This is a genomic window from Burkholderia catarinensis, from assembly GCF_001883705.2.
Taxonomy (GTDB): Bacteria; Pseudomonadota; Gammaproteobacteria; order Burkholderiales; family Burkholderiaceae; genus Burkholderia; species Burkholderia catarinensis.
Map to the genome: position 1 here is coordinate 298588 of NZ_MDEQ02000005.1, position 18309 is coordinate 316896.

The 18309-nt window shown below is 67.2% G+C and carries 18 protein-coding genes; 12 read left to right on the plus strand and 6 right to left on the minus strand.

Going from position 1 to position 18309, the window contains the following annotated elements; genetic code table 11:
* Window positions 1-14 precede the first annotated feature (14 nt).
* Both BFF94_RS10490 and BFF94_RS10495 read right to left on the minus strand, forming a co-directional pair.
* A complete protein-coding gene (locus tag BFF94_RS10490) occupies window positions 15-1349 on the minus strand; it encodes a type II toxin-antitoxin system HipA family toxin (protein ID WP_128847109.1) in 1335 nt (444 codons plus the stop codon).
* Window positions 1350-1352: 3 nt separating this feature from the next.
* Complete coding sequence (locus BFF94_RS10495) at window positions 1353-1601, minus strand: helix-turn-helix domain-containing protein (protein ID WP_128847111.1); 249 nt, start codon at window positions 1599-1601, stop codon at window positions 1353-1355.
* A gap of 255 nt (window positions 1602-1856) precedes the next feature.
* Between BFF94_RS10495 and sapR the strand changes: the two genes are divergently transcribed.
* The 9 genes from sapR (at window position 1857) to BFF94_RS10540 (ending at window position 9833) form a co-directional block, all read left to right on the plus strand.
* On the plus strand, window positions 1857-2735 hold the full coding sequence (gene sapR, locus BFF94_RS10500) for a sap1 transcriptional regulator SapR (RefSeq protein ID WP_219139295.1): 879 nt from the start codon (window positions 1857-1859) through the stop codon (window positions 2733-2735).
* Window positions 2736-2752: 17 nt separating this feature from the next.
* The gene (gene ddpX / locus BFF94_RS10505; protein WP_162285520.1) at window positions 2753-3316 is read left to right on the plus strand and encodes a D-alanyl-D-alanine dipeptidase; all 564 of its coding nucleotides are present in this window, start codon (window positions 2753-2755) and stop codon (window positions 3314-3316) included.
* A gap of 64 nt (window positions 3317-3380) precedes the next feature.
* Window positions 3381-4982 (plus strand): ABC transporter substrate-binding protein, encoded by a 1602-nt coding sequence (locus BFF94_RS10510; RefSeq protein WP_128841228.1) that lies wholly within the window; start codon window positions 3381-3383, stop codon window positions 4980-4982.
* Between the two features lie 10 nt (window positions 4983-4992).
* On the plus strand, window positions 4993-6063 hold the full coding sequence (locus tag BFF94_RS10515) for an ABC transporter permease (protein ID WP_128841229.1): 1071 nt from the start codon (window positions 4993-4995) through the stop codon (window positions 6061-6063).
* A 66-nt stretch (window positions 6064-6129) separates the two neighbouring features.
* Entirely contained in the window at window positions 6130-7044 is a 915-nt protein-coding gene (nikC, locus tag BFF94_RS10520; RefSeq protein WP_128841230.1) for a nickel transporter permease, read from the plus strand.
* A gap of 1 nt (window position 7045) precedes the next feature.
* Complete coding sequence (locus BFF94_RS10525) at window positions 7046-7960, plus strand: ABC transporter ATP-binding protein (RefSeq protein ID WP_219139296.1); 915 nt, start codon at window positions 7046-7048, stop codon at window positions 7958-7960.
* Entirely contained in the window at window positions 7957-8748 is a 792-nt protein-coding gene (locus BFF94_RS10530; RefSeq protein WP_219139297.1) for an ABC transporter ATP-binding protein, read from the plus strand. The genes BFF94_RS10525 and BFF94_RS10530 overlap by 4 nt, the downstream gene beginning before the upstream one ends.
* Window positions 8749-8878: 130 nt before the next feature.
* A complete protein-coding gene (locus BFF94_RS10535; RefSeq protein WP_114179635.1) occupies window positions 8879-9133 on the plus strand; it encodes a GlsB/YeaQ/YmgE family stress response membrane protein in 255 nt (84 codons plus the stop codon).
* 364 nt (window positions 9134-9497) lie between these two features.
* Entirely contained in the window at window positions 9498-9833 is a 336-nt protein-coding gene (locus tag BFF94_RS10540; protein WP_128841232.1) for a type 1 fimbrial protein, read from the plus strand.
* A 22-nt stretch (window positions 9834-9855) separates the two neighbouring features.
* Here BFF94_RS10540 and BFF94_RS10545 read toward each other — a convergent pair whose 3' ends face one another.
* The 3 genes from BFF94_RS10545 to BFF94_RS10555 form a co-directional block, all read right to left on the minus strand.
* Window positions 9856-10728: a LysR substrate-binding domain-containing protein gene (locus BFF94_RS10545; RefSeq protein ID WP_128841233.1), complete on the minus strand. Its 873-nt coding sequence runs from the start codon at window positions 10726-10728 to the stop codon at window positions 9856-9858.
* Between the two features lie 107 nt (window positions 10729-10835).
* Window positions 10836-11735: a class A beta-lactamase gene (bla, locus tag BFF94_RS10550; protein WP_219139298.1), complete on the minus strand. Its 900-nt coding sequence runs from the start codon at window positions 11733-11735 to the stop codon at window positions 10836-10838.
* Between the two features lie 212 nt (window positions 11736-11947).
* A complete protein-coding gene (locus BFF94_RS10555) occupies window positions 11948-12805 on the minus strand; it encodes a peptidoglycan DD-metalloendopeptidase family protein (RefSeq protein WP_219139299.1) in 858 nt (285 codons plus the stop codon).
* A 502-nt stretch (window positions 12806-13307) separates the two neighbouring features.
* Here BFF94_RS10555 and BFF94_RS10560 point away from each other — a divergent pair.
* From BFF94_RS10560 to BFF94_RS10570, 3 genes are all read left to right on the plus strand, one after another.
* Window positions 13308-14204, plus strand: coding sequence for a LysR substrate-binding domain-containing protein (locus tag BFF94_RS10560; RefSeq protein WP_128843924.1), 897 nt, complete (start codon window positions 13308-13310; stop codon window positions 14202-14204).
* Between the two features lie 46 nt (window positions 14205-14250).
* Window positions 14251-14637, plus strand: a complete 387-nt coding sequence (locus tag BFF94_RS10565) for an ester cyclase (RefSeq protein WP_128843925.1) — start codon at window positions 14251-14253, stop codon at window positions 14635-14637.
* A 498-nt stretch (window positions 14638-15135) separates the two neighbouring features.
* A complete protein-coding gene (locus BFF94_RS10570) occupies window positions 15136-17304 on the plus strand; it encodes a hypothetical protein (protein WP_219139300.1) in 2169 nt (722 codons plus the stop codon).
* A 102-nt stretch (window positions 17305-17406) separates the two neighbouring features.
* Here BFF94_RS10570 and BFF94_RS10575 read toward each other — a convergent pair whose 3' ends face one another.
* Window positions 17407-18147, minus strand: coding sequence for a sulfite exporter TauE/SafE family protein (locus BFF94_RS10575; RefSeq protein ID WP_128843926.1), 741 nt, complete (start codon window positions 18145-18147; stop codon window positions 17407-17409).
* Window positions 18148-18309: the final 162 nt, after the last annotated feature.

Here is an 18309-nt window from a genome sequence, read left to right on the forward strand (position 1 = left end):
CGAAGAGAGGCGGCTCACTCCCGCGGCATGTCGGCGAGACGCTGCGCGGCGAACTGCAATCCGCCCAGAATGCGCTCCGCGACCCTCGCCGGAAACCCGGGAGGCAATGCAGCACCGACCGACTCGATCACTTGCGGCGTCATGGCGACGAGCCGTTCGACGATCGGCGTCGCGATATCGCCGAGCAGGCAGGTTTCGGCCATCGCGCTGAAGTGCCGGCGCGTAATGTCGCGCATCGCATAGTGCTTGCGCTTGCCGTGCACGGCCATCGCGAGTTTCGCCTTGTGCCACGACCACTGGTTCGCGCCGTCGCCTTCGACCGGCCAGATCGACATCACGTCGTAGAGCGGCGTGAGGCGAAAGCGGCCGCCCGGCAGCAGGCGCAGGCTGAAGTTCTTCGCGTGCCCGTCCGGTGCAGCGAGCATCCAGAACACGATCAGCGCGGCGAACAGCGTGTCGAGATCCTGCTGCGCCGCTTCCGAACGGCGCAGGATGCCGGCCAGGTCGGGCACGCCTGGGCCGCCCTGCGACTCGTATTTCAGGTGAGGCGGCACGCCGAGCGCCTGACAGAAGTCCTCCTGCGGCAAGCGCAACAGCCATCCGCCGTCACGATGCAGCGCACGATCGAAACGCTCGACCGACAGCACCTTGTGCCCGCCGAAACGCACGATTTCCGCCCGCGCCGCCGGCAGGCCGAATGCGCGCAGGATCGCGAGACACAGCCACTCGTTCTCGACGGAGGCCGTGAGATCGGCTCGCTTGTTGCCGACCAGCCCGAGCGGCAACTTGAGGATATGCGTCGTCGGCGTCGCACCATGCGGGCGCATCCATCGTCCGTCGTGGAAAAGCAGTGCCGTTTTTTCCTGCGCACCGGCCAGTGACAGCCGGAAATCGTCGTCGTCCCCGCCCGCCGCCGCCACACCGCTCGCCTGATCGAGCACGCGTGCAACGTCATCGTCCGACAGCGGCGTACCGTCGATGCGATCCAGGCCGGCAGGCGCATCGTCTTCGCCGAGCAATTGCACCGCCCCGACGCAGTCGCGACCGAGCGCGGCGAGCAGATCGAACGGCTCGATCGTCGCCGTGCCGAACCGGGCGGCCAATCGGCGCCGGATGGCGTCGCTGTCCGGAAGCAGGTTGTCGAAATAGTGATTGACGCGTTCGCCGCGCAACGGTGCGTCGCCGACACCAAACGGCAGCGACAGCGACAACGGGCGGCCGACGGCCGACTGCTTCCAGCCGGTGTCGTACCGCAGTTCCATGTCGCCGCGCGCGGGAATCCGCCATGTGCCGACCCGCTGGCCATTCGCCCAGATCGACAACGCGCGGGTGTGCGATTTGCGGCCCATTGCTTACCACTCGACGTCGGCTGCGTCGCGCCCGTCCTTCGTGCGGATGCTGAGCTCGAGACCGTACAGCGCGGTCAGTTCGAGCAACTGGCTGAGCGACAGGCTTTCGGCACGCGTGGATTCGAGCGACGACAGACGCGACTGCCCCACGCCGATTCGCGCCGCCGCTTCGGCTTGCGTGAGGCCCTTGGCCTGACGCGCGGACGACAGGATTTCGCCCAGTTGCGCGGGGGTATTGACGATGAAATTCACGGCGTGGATTCCGGTAGGCAATCCCTGCAGTATATTGCTGTCAGGCATAAACGCAAATTATCTCTGTCAGACATAAACGTAAAATATTCCTGACAGAGATAAAACCCCCGTTTGCACGCGTCTGCCTGGCTCTTGATCACGCTTTCGACCCTATCACCTATCCTCCGACCATAGTTTTTCCCTGCTGGCGCGAATGATTTTGGCTTTGTTAGATGGATGACATTCGATCATCAAACGACAACGATCTAACATCCGATGACCTGCGCGTTCGCCCATACCGTCGAATCCCGCTACGCCGAGCTGACGCCGACCGCGAAGCGCATCGCGAGCTACATGCTCGCGAACCTCGACCGGCTCGGGCTCGAGACGGCCGACCAGATCGCGCAGCAGGCCGGCACCAGCGGCATCTCGGTCGGGCGCTTCCTGCGCAGCGTCGGCTACCGCAATCTCGACGACCTGAAGCGCGAGCTGCGCGGCGGCGGCGATCGCCCGTGGATGATCACCGACCGGCTCGACGAATACCGCCGCGTCGCCGGCGCGCAACCGGCCGAAGGCAACAGCAACGGCAACGGCACGCTCGCGTCGTCGCTCGAACGCGAGCTCGATGCGATCCGCCACGTGTACCGGCTCGCCGAAGGCCCGGTTTTCGCGCAGGTTGCCGACCGGATCGCGCATGCCGATGCCGTGTTCATCCTCGGCATCCAGTCGACGCGCGGGATCAGCACCGCATTCAGCAGCTACCTCGAATACCTGCGCCCGCGCGTGTTCTATTCCGACGGCCAGTCGGGCTCGTATGTCGATTCGCTGAATTCCGAATTCGAGCGGCCGTACTGCATCGTCACCGACACGCGCGCGTATTCGCGCAGCGCGCGCCGCTATTGCCAGGCGGCCGCCGAGCGCGGGCAGCCGTTCGCGCTGGTCACCGATCTCTCCTGCCCGTGGGCGCGCGAATGGCCGGCCGACCTGCTGCAGGTGAAGACCGACGTCGGCCAGTTCTGGGATTCGCTCGCGCCGCTCACCTGCCTGTTCAACCTGCTGATCACGGCCGTCGTCGACCGCCTCGGCCCCGCAATCGACCGGCGTGTCGCGCGCAACCGCGAACTGCAGCATACGTTCGACCAATTCGAATCCTGAGCGAACCCACCCTGCCGATGAACGATCACCGCCTCGTCGAAATCACGCCAGCCACGCATCGCGTCGAACTCGATCTCGTCTATGCGACCGACCGCAATTTGACCGGCAAGCCGATCTACCGCCGCGCGCACTGCCTGCTGCTCGCGCCGGCCGAAGCCGCGCTGCGCCGCGCGGTGGACGTCGCCGAGCAAGCCGGCTTCACGCTGCGCATCTACGACGCGTACCGGCCGCCGCAGGCGCAGCAGGTGCTGTGGGATTTCCTGCCCGATCCGGACTTCGTCGCCGATCTCGGCCGCGGCTCGAATCACAGCCGCGGCACCGCGCTCGACCTGACGCTGGTCGGCGCGAACGGCGAGCCGCTCGACATGGGCACGGGCTTCGACGAGATGGTCGCCGCGTCGGGCCACTTCCACGCGGGGCTGCCCGACGCCGTGCAACGCAACCGGCTGCTGCTGCTCGGCGTGATGCATGCAGCCGGCTTCGCGCACATCGACAGCGAATGGTGGCACTACGAACTGCCCGGCTCGCGCGCATTGCCGCAGATCGACAACGCGGCAAGCGGCCCGTGGCGCCTGATGTGATGGCCATGCACCTTTCCCTCACCGTTCACGTTCAATGACTTCAACAACAGATGGAGCAGCGCACATGAAACTCCTGACATCCCGGCTCGTCGCGGCGCTGGCCGCCGCGTCCGTTCTCGCCGCCGTTCCGCTTTCCGCCGCGCGCGCGGAAACGCCGAAGGACCTGTTCGTGATGGCCACGCTGCTCGACGAATTCACGACGCTCGATCCGGGCGAGATCTACGAGCTGGTGCCGGAGGAATACGTCGCGAATACATACGACCGGCTCGTGCGCGTCGACCTGCGCGATCCGTCGAAATTCAACGGCGATGTCGCGCAGTCGTGGACGGTGAGCGCCGACGGGCTGACCTACACGTTCAAGCTGCGCCCCGGCCTCAAGTTCCACTCGGGCAACCCGCTGACGGCCGACGACGTCGCGTGGTCGATCCAGCGCGCGGTGCTGCTCGACAAGGGCCCGGCTGCCGTGCTGACCGGTATCGGCCTGACGAAGGCGAACGTCGCGGCCAATGTGAAGAAGCTCGACGACCTGACGGTGTCGGTCACGACCGACCGCAAGTACGCGCCGACCTTCGTGCTGAACGTGCTCGGCTCGTGGCCCGCATCGGTGCTGGACAGGAAGCTGCTGCTGTCGCACCAGCAGGGCAACGACTTCGGCAACGCATGGCTGAAGACCAACGAGGCCGGCTCCGGCGGCTACAAGCTGGTGAAATGGACGGCCGGCGACAGCCTCGTGCTGCAGCGCTTCGACGGCTACCGGCTGCCGCTCGCGATGAAGCGCATCGTGCTGCGCCATGTGCCCGAAGCCGCGAGCCAGCGCCTGCTGCTGGAAAACGGCGACGTCGATGCGGCGCGCGACCTGAGCCCCGACGATCTCGCGTCGGTCGTGAAATCCGGCAAGGCGAAGGTCGCGGCATCGCCGCAGGCGACGCTGCTGTATCTCGGCCTGAACACGAAGAACCCGACGCTCGCGAAACCCGACGTGCAGGAAGCGCTGAAATGGCTCGTCGACTATGCCGGCATCCAGGGCAATGTCGTGAAGACGACCTACAAGGTGCACCAGACCTTCCTGCCCGAAGGCTTCCTCGGCACGCTGAACACGAACCCGTACAAGCTCGACGTCGCGAAGGCGAAGGCGCTGCTTGCGAAGGCCGGCGTGCCCGACGGCTTTTCGGTGACGATGGATGTGCGCAACGACTATCCGTACACCGAGATCGCGCAGGCCGTGCAGGCGAACTTCGCGCAGGCGGGCATCAAGGTGCAGCTGATCCCCGGCGACAACAAGCAGACGCTCGCGAAATACCGTGCACGCCAGCACGACATCTACATCGGCGAATGGTCGGCCGACTACATCGATCCGCACAGCAACGCGCAGGGTTTTGCGTGGAACCCCGACAATTCCGACAAGTCGAGCTATAAAATGCTGGCCTGGCGCAACAGCTGGGACATCCCGCAACTGACGAAGGAAACCGACACGGCGCTCGCCGAACCGACTGCCGCAAAACGGGCGCAGCGCTATCAGGCGATGCAGAAGGACATGCTCGCGCGCTCGCCGTTCGTGATCATGTTCGAGAAAGTCGCGCAGGTCGCGACGCGGCCCGGCGTGAGCGGGCTCGAAGTCGGGCCGATCAACGATCTCGTGTCGTACCGTAACCTGAAGAAGCAATAAGATTCGCCGCATGTCGACTCCCGCCTCCTCCCTCGAAGCACTGCGCACGCTGCCCGCGCGGCGCCCGGCCGTGCGCTGGGCACTGCGCGTGCTGCGCTGGGCGCTCACGCTCGCCGTCACGTTCACGGGGCTGCTTGCGCTGACGTTCGTGATCGGCCGCAAGGTGCCGATCGATCCCGTGCTCGCGATCCTCGGCGATCGCGCGTCGGCCGAGGCGTACGCGGCCGAGCGCATCGCGCTCGGGCTCGACAAGCCGCTCGTCACGCAATTCCTGATCTACGCGCGCGACGTGCTGCACGGCAATCTCGGCATGTCGCTGCTGACGGCGAACCCCGTGCTCGACGACATCAAGCGCGTGTTCCCGGCCACGCTCGAACTGGCGACGATCGCGACGCTGATCGGCATCGCGATCGGCGTGCCGCTCGGCGTCGCGGCCGCCGTGAAGCACAACCGGCCGATCGACCACATCGCACGCTTCGTCGGGCTGATCGGCAATTCGGTGCCCGTGTTCTGGCTCGGGCTGATGGGGCTGCTGCTGTTCTACGCGCGGCTGCACTGGGTCGGCGGGCCCGGCCGGCTCGATCCGGTGTACGACGGAATGGTCGATCCGCGCACGGGCAGCCTGCTGATCGATGCGGCGCTCGCGGGCGAGTGGGATGTATTTCGCAACGCGGTGTCGCATATCGCGCTGCCGGCGGCGATCCTCGGCTACTACTCGGTTGCCTACCTGAGCCGCATGACGCGCTCGTTCATGCTCGACCAGTTGACCCAGGAATACATCGTCACCGCGCGCGCGAAGGGCCTGTCCGAGCGCCGCGTGATCTGGCGGCACGCGTTCGGCAACATCGCGGTGCCGCTGCTCACCGTGATCGCGCTCACGTACAGCAACCTGCTCGAAGGCTCGGTGCTGACCGAGATCGTATTCGCGTGGCCGGGGCTCGGCTCGTACCTGACAGGCGCGCTGCTGAACGCCGACATGAACGCGGTGCTCGGCGCGACGCTCGTGATCGGCGCGATGTTCATCACCGTCAACCTGCTGACCGACGCGCTGTACCGCGTGTTCGATCCGCGTGCGCGCTGAGGGCCGCCCCGACATGTCCGCTTCCACCCCGTTTCCGTCATCGCCGATGCCCAAGGTCGTCCAATCATGAACGCCGAGCGCCTCACGCTGCGCGCGTGGCTGCTTTCCGACGCGCCCGCGTCACGTTCGCAGGCCGCGCTCGGCCTCGCGTACCGACGCTGGCGCCGTTTCGCCACCAATCCGCTCAACCTGTTCGGGCTCGCGATCCTCGTCGGACTGATCGTCGTCGCGATCGTCGGCCCGCTGATCATGCCGCACGATCCGCTGCGCCAGGTGCTGTCCGACCGCCTGCTGCCGCCCGGCTCGCCGTCGCACTGGCTCGGCACCGACCAGCTCGGCCGCGACATCCTCTCGCGGCTGATCGCCGGTTCGCGCCTCACGCTCGGCATCGCGCTGCTCGTCGTCGCGATCGTCGTGCCGATCGGCCTGCTGATCGGCACGACGGCCGGCTATTGCGGCGGCTTCGTCGACAGCGTGCTGATGCGCATCACCGACGTCGCGCTCGCCTTCCCGAAGATCGTGCTCGCGCTCGCGTTCGCGGCCGCGCTCGGGCCCGGCGTGATCAACGCGGTCGTCGCGATCTCGATCACCGCGTGGCCCGCGTATGCGCGGCTCGCGCGCGCGGAGACGATCCGCATCGCGCAGGCCGACTACATCCACGCCGCGCGGCTGCAGGGCGCGTCGGGCCCGCGCATCCTGCTGCGCTACATCGTGCCGCTGTGCATGTCGTCGGTGATCGTGCGCGCGACGCTCGACATGGCGGGCGTCATCCTGACCGTCGCGGGCCTCGGCTTCCTCGGCCTCGGCGCGCAGCCGCCGAGCCCCGAGTGGGGCTTCATGGTCGCGTCGGGCCGCAACGTGCTGCTCGACGCGTGGTGGGTCGCGACGCTGCCCGGCATCGCGATCCTGCTCGTGAGCCTCGCGTTCAACCTGCTCGGCGACGGGCTGCGCGACGTCTTCGATCCCCGCCATGGAGCGTGACATGCCGATGAATTCCGCCACCGCGCCCGCGCCGCTCTGCGAGATCGACGGCCTGAAGATCGGCTTTCGCGGCCATGACGGCGTCGTCTCCGATGCCGTGCGCGACCTGTCGCTGACGCTCGCGCCCGGCGAACGGCTCGGCATCGTCGGCGAGTCGGGCTCCGGCAAGTCGCTGACCGGCCGCGCGCTGCTCGGCCTGCTGCCCGACGCCGCGCGCTGCTCGGCGCGCACGATGCGCTTCGCGGGCCACGATCTGCTCGCGATGTCGCCGCGCGAACGCCGGCGGCTGTGCGGCAGCCAGATGGGCATGATCCTGCAGGACCCGAAATACTCGCTGAACCCGGTGATGACGGTCGCGAAGCAGATGGGCGAGGCGTTCCGGCTGCACGAGCCCGGGCTGCGCGGCCGCGCGCTGCGCGAGCGGATCGTCGACGCGCTCTCGGCCGTGCAGATCCGCGACCCGGCGCGCGTCGCCGATGCGTATCCGCACGAGCTGTCGGGCGGCATGGGCCAGCGCGTGATGATCGCGATGATGGTGTCGACCGGCCCGCGCCTGCTGATCGCCGACGAGCCGACGTCCGCGCTCGACGTCGCGGTCTCGATGCAGGTGCTCGCGGTGCTCGACGCGATGATCGCGCGGCACGGCACGGGCCTGATGTTCATCAGCCACGACCTGCCGCTCGTGATGTCGTTCTGCGATCGCGTCGCGGTGATGTATGCGGGCCGCGTAGTCGAAACCTGCGCCGCGCGCGACCTGCGCGACGCATCTCATCCCTATACGCGCGGGCTGCTCGCGGCGAACCCGCCGCTCGCGAACCCGCCGGACGAACTGCCCGTGCTGCAACGCGATCCGGCGTGGCTCGACCCCGCGTCGCACGCCATCCCGCCCGCCGATCGACAGGAGGCCGCACGATGATCGACGTCGATCACGCATCGATCCGTTTCCCGACCCGCACGGGTCACGTCGACGCCGTGCGCGACGCGAGCTTCGCGGTGCGCGACGGCGAAGTGTTCGGGCTCGTCGGCGAATCGGGTTCCGGCAAGTCGACGCTGCTGCGCGCGCTGACGGGCCTCGTGCCGCTCGCGTCCGGCGGCCTGTCGATCGACGGGCGGCCGGTCGGCGGCACGCCCGATCGCGCGCTCCGCCGTCACGTGCAGATGGTGTTCCAGGATCCGTACGCGTCGCTGCATCCGCGCTTCACGGTCGACCAGACGCTGCGCGAGCCGCTGTCGATCCACGGCATGGGCCGCCCCGCGATCGGCGATGCCGATGCGCGGATCGCCCGTGCGCTGTCCGAGGTCGGCCTCGGCCCCGCGTTCCGCTTCCGCTATCCGCACCAGTTGTCGGGCGGCCAGCGGCAGCGCGTCGCGATCGCGCGCGCGCTGATCGTCGAGCCGCGCGTGCTGCTGCTCGACGAGCCGACGTCCGCGCTCGACGTGTCGGTGCAGGCCGAGATCCTGAACCTGCTGCGCCGCCTGCATCGCGAGCGCAACCTGACGATGATCCTCGTCAGCCACAACCTCGCGGTGATCGGCTTCCTGTGCCAGCGCGTCGCGGTGATGCAGCACGGCGAGATCGTCGAACTGCTGCGGATCGAGGACGTGCGCGCCGGGCAGGTCGCGCGCGACTACACGCGCACGCTGCTGCGCGCGACCGAAGGCTACCGCCGTCTCGACCCGGTGACGGACGCGCCGGCGGCCTGACATCCGCGCGACGCACCGGCCGTGCGATACTCGGCACGCCAAGCGTCGGCTTGCCGCCGTATGGAACCCTTGTGCGCCGCACGGGTCAACTTGCTTTCGTCAACGAATCAACAGCAATAGGGAGGCGTTCATGCTGCAATTCATCGAAACCCTGGTCGTCGGGCTCATCGTCGGCCTCCTCGCCCGCGCGCTCAAGCCGGGCGACGACAAGATGGGCATCCTGATGACCATCGTGCTCGGCGTCGTCGGCTCGCTGGTCGCCGGCTACGTCGGCCGCGCCGCCGGCTGGTATGCGCCGGGCCAGGGCGCGGGCTGGATCGCGTCGATCATCGGCGCGATCGTGCTGCTCGTGGTTGTCGGCGCGGTACGCAAGCGCGCGGGCTGAACACCGCATCGCCCGCTCCGGCGCAAAACGGCCGCTCGTCATCGCGAGCGGCCGTTTTCTTTTGGCGCACCGCCAGTCGCAAGATCATCGACGCGTCGAGCCCTCTGCGATTCACCTGCAAACCCCGTATCCGTTGACGCCTCTCCCACGAGCTTATGTCACCGGCAATACCCTGACTTGCGGTCGCACAAATTTGAGATAGATTGATAGAAGGAATGCGGCATCGTTTGCTCATGGCCGCCATTCCCGATTTTTTTATTCAAGAGGTTCGATGAAATTGCCGTTTACGCAGACAGCATTGCAGCGTTGACGGACTGCCATCCGAGCGGCCCCGCTGCGACGCGCTTCCTCTCTGGAGCCTGTCATGAAGCATCGCCTGTTCGCCGCCTCGCTCGCCCTGGCTGCCTCGCTTCTGGCCTCGTCCTCTTCGTTTGCCGCCGGCACGTCCGGCATCATCCACTTCACCGGCATGATCGTCGAGCCACCCTGCTCGTTCGCGCTCGATACCACCGACGCCGCGCATGCGCACGTGCGCCCCGACTGCCCGCGCCCGGCGACCGGGCAGGTCGCGTTCGTCGACGCGGCAAGCCTGCGCACGCTCAAGACCACGACCTTTACGCAGGCCTCGCGCGCAATCGTTTTACCTGACCGTCCGGGCAGCGCCCGGGCACCGATGATCGCCGTCGTGACCTACCAGTAAGAGCCGCCGCCGGGCTCGCGCGTCAGTCGCGATGGCGCGCGATCCAGTCGCTGAACGCACGGATCTTCTGCTGGCTGCCGATGTTCTCGGGATACACGAAGAAGTAGCGCGCGCCGGTCTCGAGCACGATGTCGAACGGCCGTTCGAGCCGGCGCGCGCTGACGTCGTCGTCGACGAGCGTCACGTCGCCGATCGCGACGCCGAAGCCCTGCATCGCCGCGTTCGTCGCGAGATCGAGCGTATCGAACGTCGGCCCGCGCGCGGGATCGACGCCGCGCTCGCCCGCATGATCGAGCCACGCCCGCCAGTCGCGATGGTCGCGTGTCGGATGCAGCAGCGTATGGCGCGCCAGATCGCCGACCGCGTCGAGCGGCGACGCTTGCCGCAACTCGGGCGCGCATACGGGCGTCAGCCGCTCGTCGAACAGCGGCAACGCGAATACGCCCGCGCCCGGCGACGTGCCGTAGACGACCGCCGCGTCGAACGGCTCGGTCGAGAAATCGACGACGTGCTGCCACGCGGTCGTGATCTGGACATGGAGATCGGGATGCTCGCCCTGGAAGCGCATGATGCGCGGCAGCATCCAGCGCATCACGCAGGTCGGCACCTTCAGCGCGAGATCGGTGCGCTGCCGCGTGAGCTTCATCGAGATGTCCTCGATCCGCGCGAAGCTCTCGTTGACGACCGGCAGCAGTTGCTCGCCCTCCGCCGTCAGCGTGAGGCCCTTCGCATGCCGTTTGAACAGCGGAAAGCCGTAATGCGCCTCGAGCGTCTGGATCTGCCGGCTCACCGCGCCCTGCGTGATGCACAGCTGCTCGGCCGCGCGCGTGAAGCTGCGGTGGCGAGCCACCGTCGAGAAGATCTGCAGCGCGTGCAGGGGCGGAAGTCGGCGCATGGCGAAGGGAAAACGGAAAAACGGCGCGGAAGGACCGCGCGCCGACACCGGCGCGCGCTGACCGACACGATAAGCCAAACGCCCGTTTTGCGCGAGGCGCGGGAAACTCAGGCCGTCGCGGTGAGCGCGCCCGCCGCGATGCGCGCCGCCGACGCGACGACGTCCGCGCGGGCCGCGGCGTCGGCCTGCGGCTGCGTGAACGACACGGCCATCACGAGCGGCGCGCGCGACGGCGGCCACAGCACCGCGATGTCGGTCGTCGTGCCGTAACCGCCCGTGCCTGCGTTGCCCGCGATGCGCCAGCCGGGCGGCACGCCCGCCGCGATGCCGGTCGCGCCGCGCGCGCCGCCGGCCATCCATTCCGTCAGTTGCGCACGCTGCGGTTCTTGCAGCGTGTCGCCGAGCAGCAGCCGCTGCAGCGTGTCGACCATCGCGACCGGTGTCGACGTGTCGCGTTCGTCGCCGGGCGCTACCTTGTTCAGTTCGGGTTCCCAGCGATCGAGGCGGAACGTCGTGTCGCCGCTCTCGTGCGCGAACGACGTGACGGCCTGCGGGCCGCCGAGCACGCCCATCAGCAGGTTGCCCGCGCCTTTGTCGCCCGACTGCAGCATCGCCTCGCACAGCTGCGCGATCGTCATGCCCGTGTCGACGTGACTTTCGGTAATCGGCGAGCCCGACACGATTTCATAGCGGCGGTACAGGATGCGGCGCGGCAGCAGCGACGCGTCGAGCGAGCCGCGCGCGAGCATCGCGGCGGCCGCGACGACCGCATACGTGCCGCACAGCGGGAAGCGCTCGCGCGCATGGTGGGCGATGCGCACGCCGTTCGACGTATCGAGCGCGGCCACGCCGAGCCGGCCGTTCGACGCTGTTTCGAGCGCGGCAAGTTCGGCTTGCGCGGCGTGGGCACGCCCCTGGTCGGCGACCGGGGCGGACGTGCATGCGGCGACGAACGGCGCGGCAACGGCGGCAAGCAACAGCGAGCGGCGTGTCGGAGAGTGTTCCATGGATGAGGTGTGTTCTGTCGGAAACGGTGGCACGAAGCAACGCGCGCGCGCCTCGGCGAAGCGCGCGCGTTCACGCCGACGGCCGGCCCGCGACGGCATTCGCCGCGCATCCCCGAAAGACGCCCGTCGGCCCCGCGCGATGCACGGGACTCGCGTGAACAGACCCTAGCGTAGCAGCGACCGCCGTCGCGTTCCAGCGAAACGACCCCGCTTCACCCTTGCGACGAAGGCAGGTACGGCATCGGATTGACCGGCTTGCCGTCGCGCCGCACCTCGAACAGCAGCGCGACGCGCGAGTTGTCGAGGTCGCCCATCTCGGCGATCTCGTCGCCCTGCCGCACGATGTCGCCCGTCTTCACGAGCAGCTTGCGGTTGTGCGCATAGGCGGTGAGGAAATCCGCGTTGTGCTGGACGATGATCAGGCTGCCGTAATCGTTCAGGCCGGTGCCCGCATACATCACGCGGCCGTCGGCCGCGGCGCGCACCGGGTCGCCCGGCCGGCCGGCGATCTGGATGCCGCGGTTCTGCCCCGGCCGGAACCCGTCGACGATCTTGCCGTTTGCGGGCCACTTGAGCGCGACACCGCCCGCATGCCGCTTCGTTTCCTTGACGACCTGATGGTCGCTCGCGGTCGATGCGGTGGCTTGCGCGGCGGTCGGGTTACCCGCCGTGCCATCGCTCGCGGCGGCCTGCGTGCCGGCAGCGCCCGACGGCGGCAGCGGCTGCTGCTTGACGATGCGCAGCACCTGCCCCATACGCAGCCTGCCGTTCGCGCCCAATTTGTTCCAGGTGCGCAGGTCGGCAATGCTGCAGTCGTTCGCGGACGCGATGCCCGACAGCGTGTCGCCGCGCTTCACGACGTACTTCTGCGCGACGAGAATCGGCGCCGGCGGCGGTGTGACGGACGTGGCGGCCGACGGCGCGGCGGCGGGCCGGCTCGACGGCGGCGACTGTCCCGCCAGCGTATCGCTCGGCGGAACGGACTGCGTGCTTGCACAACCGGCCATGACGAGCACGGCGGCCAGGCTCGACAGCCACGCCGCATTGCGGTGAAACTCGCGCGTTTTCATGGACGATTCGACTCCGGTTTGACAATCTTTCAAGCATCTCAAAAACGGAACGGCCGACGTGTAACCGGATGCAAAGAATGATGACAAACGATCACGAACCGGACGCCGGACGGCATTCGCTACCGGTAATACGGTCCGATCCGGAAAAACTTGATGGTCTTTTTGCGCGAAAGCGGAAGAATTTTCGTTTTTAAAAACTATGACCGATTTATTTCAATAGGCACACCCGCCACGTTCAACCCAACCAGGCGGCGAGTTCGGAACAGGCCCACGCGATGCCGATGCACAGGAACAACAAATGCAGCGCGATCTTGAACGACACGCCCCACGACGAATCGATCTGCATGACAGGCTCCCCGGTTGATGTGCGGTCATGATCGGACATCGATCGCGCCCCGAAAATGCGGAACCGGCGAACCGGGCCTCAGGCTGCACCTGAGGCCGGGGCGGCCGTTCCCTGCTAACTTATCGGCCATTCCAACGTTATCGCTCCCCGCCCATCATGCGCTTCGACCTGACCGACCTGCGGCTCTTCCTGAACATCTGCGAGGCAGGCACGATCACGAGCGGCGCCGAGCGCACGCACATCACGCTGCAGGCCGCGAGCGAGCGCATCCGCGGCATGGAGGACGAGCTCGGCGTGCCGCTGCTGCACCGGACCAAGTCGGGCGCGCAGGCGACCGATGCGGGCCGCGCACTCGAACACCACGCGCGCACCGTGCTGCAGCAGATCGACCACATGCGCGGCGAACTGCAGCAATACGGCCAGGGGCTGCGCGGGCATATCCGGCTGCTGTGCAACACGGCGTCGCTGAGCGAATACCTGCCCGACGCGCTGGCCGATTACCTGCCGCATCATCCGAAGCTGTCGATCAGCGTCGAGGAGCGCTCCAGCCAGGAGATCGTGCATGCGATCCGCAACAAGACGGCCGAAGTCGGCATCGTCGCCGATTCGGTCGGCCTCGGCGGGCTCGAACAGAAGCCGTTCCGCGAGGACTGGCTGATCGTCGTCGTGCCGGCCGCGCATCCGCTCGCGTCGCACGACAAGGTCGCGTTCGACGCGATCGCCGACGCCGACTTCATCGGCCTCACCGACGGCAGCGCGCTGCAGGTGCATCTCGCGGACCAGGCGCGCGCGCTCGGCAAGCGGATCCGCTATCGCGTACAACTGAAGAGTTTCGACGCGATCTGCCGCGTGATCGCAAGCGGCGTGGGCATCGGCATCGTGTCGCGGCATGCGGCCGAGCGCGCGATGCAGACGATGGACGTGCGGCTCGTCGAGCTGTCCGATCCGTGGAGCCACCGGAAGCTGACGCTCTGCGCGCGGTCGTTCGATGCGCTGCCGAAGTACACGCGGGAATTCGTCGCGTTCTTGTCCGGCGCAACAACGCCGCGGTGACGCGCGCCGCACTCCACTCACCCCGTCGACACACGGAGGCACGACCATGACCGCTACCGATCTCGCAACCCGCTATCGCGCGTACATCGACTGCCTGAACCGGCAGGACTGGCCGGCGCTCGGCGAGTATGTCTCCGACGACGTGATCCACAACGACCGGCCGCTCGGCCTGTCCGGTTACCTCGCGATGCTGGAACAGGACTACCGCGACATCCCCGATCTCCGGTTCGACATCCGGCTGCTCGCGTGCGAGCCGCCGCGCGTCGCGTGCCGGCTTCGCTTCGCCTGTTCGCCGCAAGGAACGTTCATGGGGCTCGCCGTCGGCGGCAGGAAGGTCACGTTCTCCGAGAACGTGTTCTACGAGTTTCATGACGGCAAGATCCGCCAGGTCTGGTCGGTGATCGACAAGGCGGCGATCGAGGCGCAGCTTTAGGATCGCCGGAACGGCCGGGCGCCGTCCGAGATCGGCGCTCCGATGCCCGGCCGAATTCACTTCGATCCTAATGGATAACGTTTTCTCTTATCATTGATCGGGAATACGTCACCGCACCACCTTCCTGCCTGCCGCTTCGGCACCCGCCTCTCGCGCCACGTTCGATCAATCATCGAAAAAATCCCCGGTAATTTCTGCGCGATCCTCATCTCGCCGCTCGCCCCTTCGTTTCCACCATCCGGGTTTTTACCGGCGCATCCAGCGTGAAAGTTCATTGACATCACGCCGATCGATGCCTAAATTTGGAAAACGTTTTCCAACACTTCAACGCGACGCCGGCCAGGCCCGCGCGGGGAGAACGTTTGCCCGCTCGGGTTGTGATTCGGGCCATTCGTATCCAGGGATCAGGGTTGCGAGGCGGAGGCCAGGCACGGGCATCGAGCGCGGCAACGGCCATACCTGCCCGTGCTTCATCACTATTCGAAAACTGGAGACACAATGCATCCGCGCAGCAGATTCGCGCTCGGCGCCGCGCTCAGCGCCTGTTCCGTCCTGTTCGTCAGCGCGTGCGGCGGCAGCGACGTGACCGACACGCCGCCGCCGTCGCCCACCCCCACCCCGTCGACGCCCTCGCTCGCGTCGAACTCGCTGCAGGCGCTCGTCTACGGCGCGCCCGACACCAGCGTGCCGGCCGGTACGAACATTCCGGTCACGATGATGGGCCAGATGCGCGCGCTGTTCGACCTGATCCGGAAATCGCCCGACTTCACGCAGGTCGTGATGGATCTCGGCGACGGCACGCCGGTCCACGTGCTCGACACGAACACCGGCGACAAATTCCTGCCCGGCAAGCTCGCGCTCGGCCTGTCGTACATCCTGATCGACATGAAGTCGAAGGGCGACCCGCAATACGCGAGCTACCTCGCGACGTACCGGACGATCACGACCGCGATGATGGCGCAGTCGGGCAGCAACTACACGTATGCGAATACGTCGTGGGGCGAGTACTACTATCTCGTCACGCTGAACAACCTGAAGGCGCACGGGATGCTCAACGAAGTCTTCAGCGACGCGATGCTCGCGACGCTGCAGCAGCGGCTCACCTTCTGCGACATGTTCGGCCCCGACGCGAGCGGCAAGACCAATACGTGCCCGGCGGCCGGCACGCCGATCGACATCGCGTCGCTCAACACCGCGCAGAACTACTATGCGGTGTCCTACGGAATTGCCGGGCTGCGCCAGAAGCTCGGCTGGAGCAGCCCGTCGTTCGCATCGAAGACCGATCCGTCCGTCGCGACGATGGGCGCGCGCGACGCGCTGCTGTACACGCTGACGAACCACATCCGCAACGACTCGTCGGGCGGATTCTCGGACGAAGCGTCGAACACGCACACGACCTACTACGACCAGGCGCGCTTCGACCGCTACAGCACGCTGCTGATCGGCGAAGTGGTCGAGCGTACGTTCGAGATGGGCAACGAGGCGAATCTCACGCCCGAGCTGAAAGGCTATCTGCGCAAGTCGGTCGACCTGATCCTGCCGCAACTGAACGCCAACGGCCAGGGCTTCGACTACGGCCGCTCGATCGGCCCGTACGGCGACTCCGCGTTCATGGAAGTGCTGACGGCCGCGGCCAACGCCGGCGTGCTGTCCGACCGGGAGAAGCAGGTTGCGTATGCGTTCATCTACCAGGCCGCGCATCGTTTCGATACATACTGGTACGACCCGTCGCTGCCAACGCCTTCGGTGAACATGTGGGTCAAGGGCCGCGGCACGGACGCGTATCGCGGCAAGCCGCGCGTGATGGGCGAGAACTTCAGCCTGCTGCACCAGTACCTGTACGTGAACGCGTGGTGGAACAAGCTCGGCTTCGGCGGCAAGGCGCCGATGGCCGATTCGGACTACGGTGCATGGCTCGACGCGCTGCCGCGCTATACGCTCACCTGGTACAACCAGCCGGGTGACACCGCGCATCCGTACAGCGCAGCACTGATCACCGTGCGCGACGGCCGGCGCGTGATCAACCTGAACCTCAGCCAGGCGCCCGACTACAACTCGTACACGCCGTACTACCCGGTGCCGTTCTCCGACAAGCTGATCTACGGCACGACCGATCTCGGCTACGCGTTGCTGGTGCCGCAGGTGTCGTACAACGCGAAAACCTATATTCCCGTCACGTACTACAAGAACCTGAACGTGCAGCAAAGCAATGGGCAGGTAATCGTGTCGTTCGATACGACGAAGTTCCGGCTCGCATCGAAGAACGCGGCGTACACGACGGATCTCGATCTGCAGGTGCATACGGTGCTGACGTTCGCGCACGGCACGCTCGCGCGCAGCGATACGCTGAGCACGGGCACGCTCGCCGGCAACCTGGCGGTCGAAACGGACTTCACGTCGTTCGCGGATTTCGCGTCGACGCAGGCCAACGGCGACGGCGTGTCGGTGACGTACGCGAACAGCGCCGCGACCGGCTATGCGGCGTCCGGGTTCGACAACTGCGCGCTGTCCGCCTTCGATACGGCGAACGGCACGACGAATCCGCTGTCGACCACGCCGATCGGCCAGCTGCATTCGAACTTCGCGTGCACGACGAAGCCGTTTGCACTCGGCGCGGGCGCGACCCGCACGTTCGGATGGACGCTGAAGTACGCCGATCCGGCCTGAGCGGTGTGAGCGTCGTCCCGTGACGCCTCCCGAAGCCGGCTTTCGAAACCGGCTTCGGGATCTTCAGGGGCAGCGGGCATCACGCTCCCCGGCGATGCCCGTTCACCGCCACCCCGAAGCCGCCATGTACACGCCCAGCGCAATCAGCCCGACGAAAAAACAGCGCTTGAACGCCTTCTCGCTCATCACGCGGCGTGCATATTGCCCGCCTGCCATCCCCGCCAGCGCCGGCACGAGCGCGAGCGCCGACACGCCGAGATCGACCGTCTGCAGCGCACCCGTCACGCGCAACTGCAAGCCGAGCGCGATCGTCGACGCGGTAAACGACAGCCCGAGCGCCTGGATCAGGTCGTCCTTCGACAGCCGCAGCGCCTGCAGGTACGGCACGGCCGGCACGACGAACACGCCGGTCGCGGCCGTCACGACACCCGTCAGGTAGCCGACCACGGCCGATAGCCACTTCTCATGGCGCCCCGGCGCGGGCAGCCGTGCGGCAGCCAGCCCCCACAGCCCGTACAAAATCAGCACCACGCCAAGCGCCGCGTGGGTCCAGGTGCTGCCGGCCGCGAGCGCGGGCAGCCCGCCAGCCAGCGTGCCGATCGCGAGACCGGCTAGCAACGGCCACAGCCGGCGCAGCAGCGGCCCGAACGACGGGCCGAGCCACAACTGCCACACATTGGTGATGAACGACGGCACGAGCAGCAGGCTCGCCGCGGCCGACGGCGGCATCGCGAGCGTGAGCAGCCCCATCGCGATCGTCGGCAGCCCGAGCCCGATCATTCCCTTGACCGCGCCGGCCAGCAGGAAAACCAGCACGATGATCGTCAGCGTATGAATGGGCATCGCAGGCATTCCGTCCGGTTGAATACGGCGCCGATGGTGAACCACCGTCACGCCGCCCGCCATCTGGTTTTGCCTGAGGCTGGCTAGGGCCGGTCGGGCGGGGCTGACACCGCTACCGCCAAGCAAACGTTTCGAACAGGATATGCCGTGCACCGAGCCCGG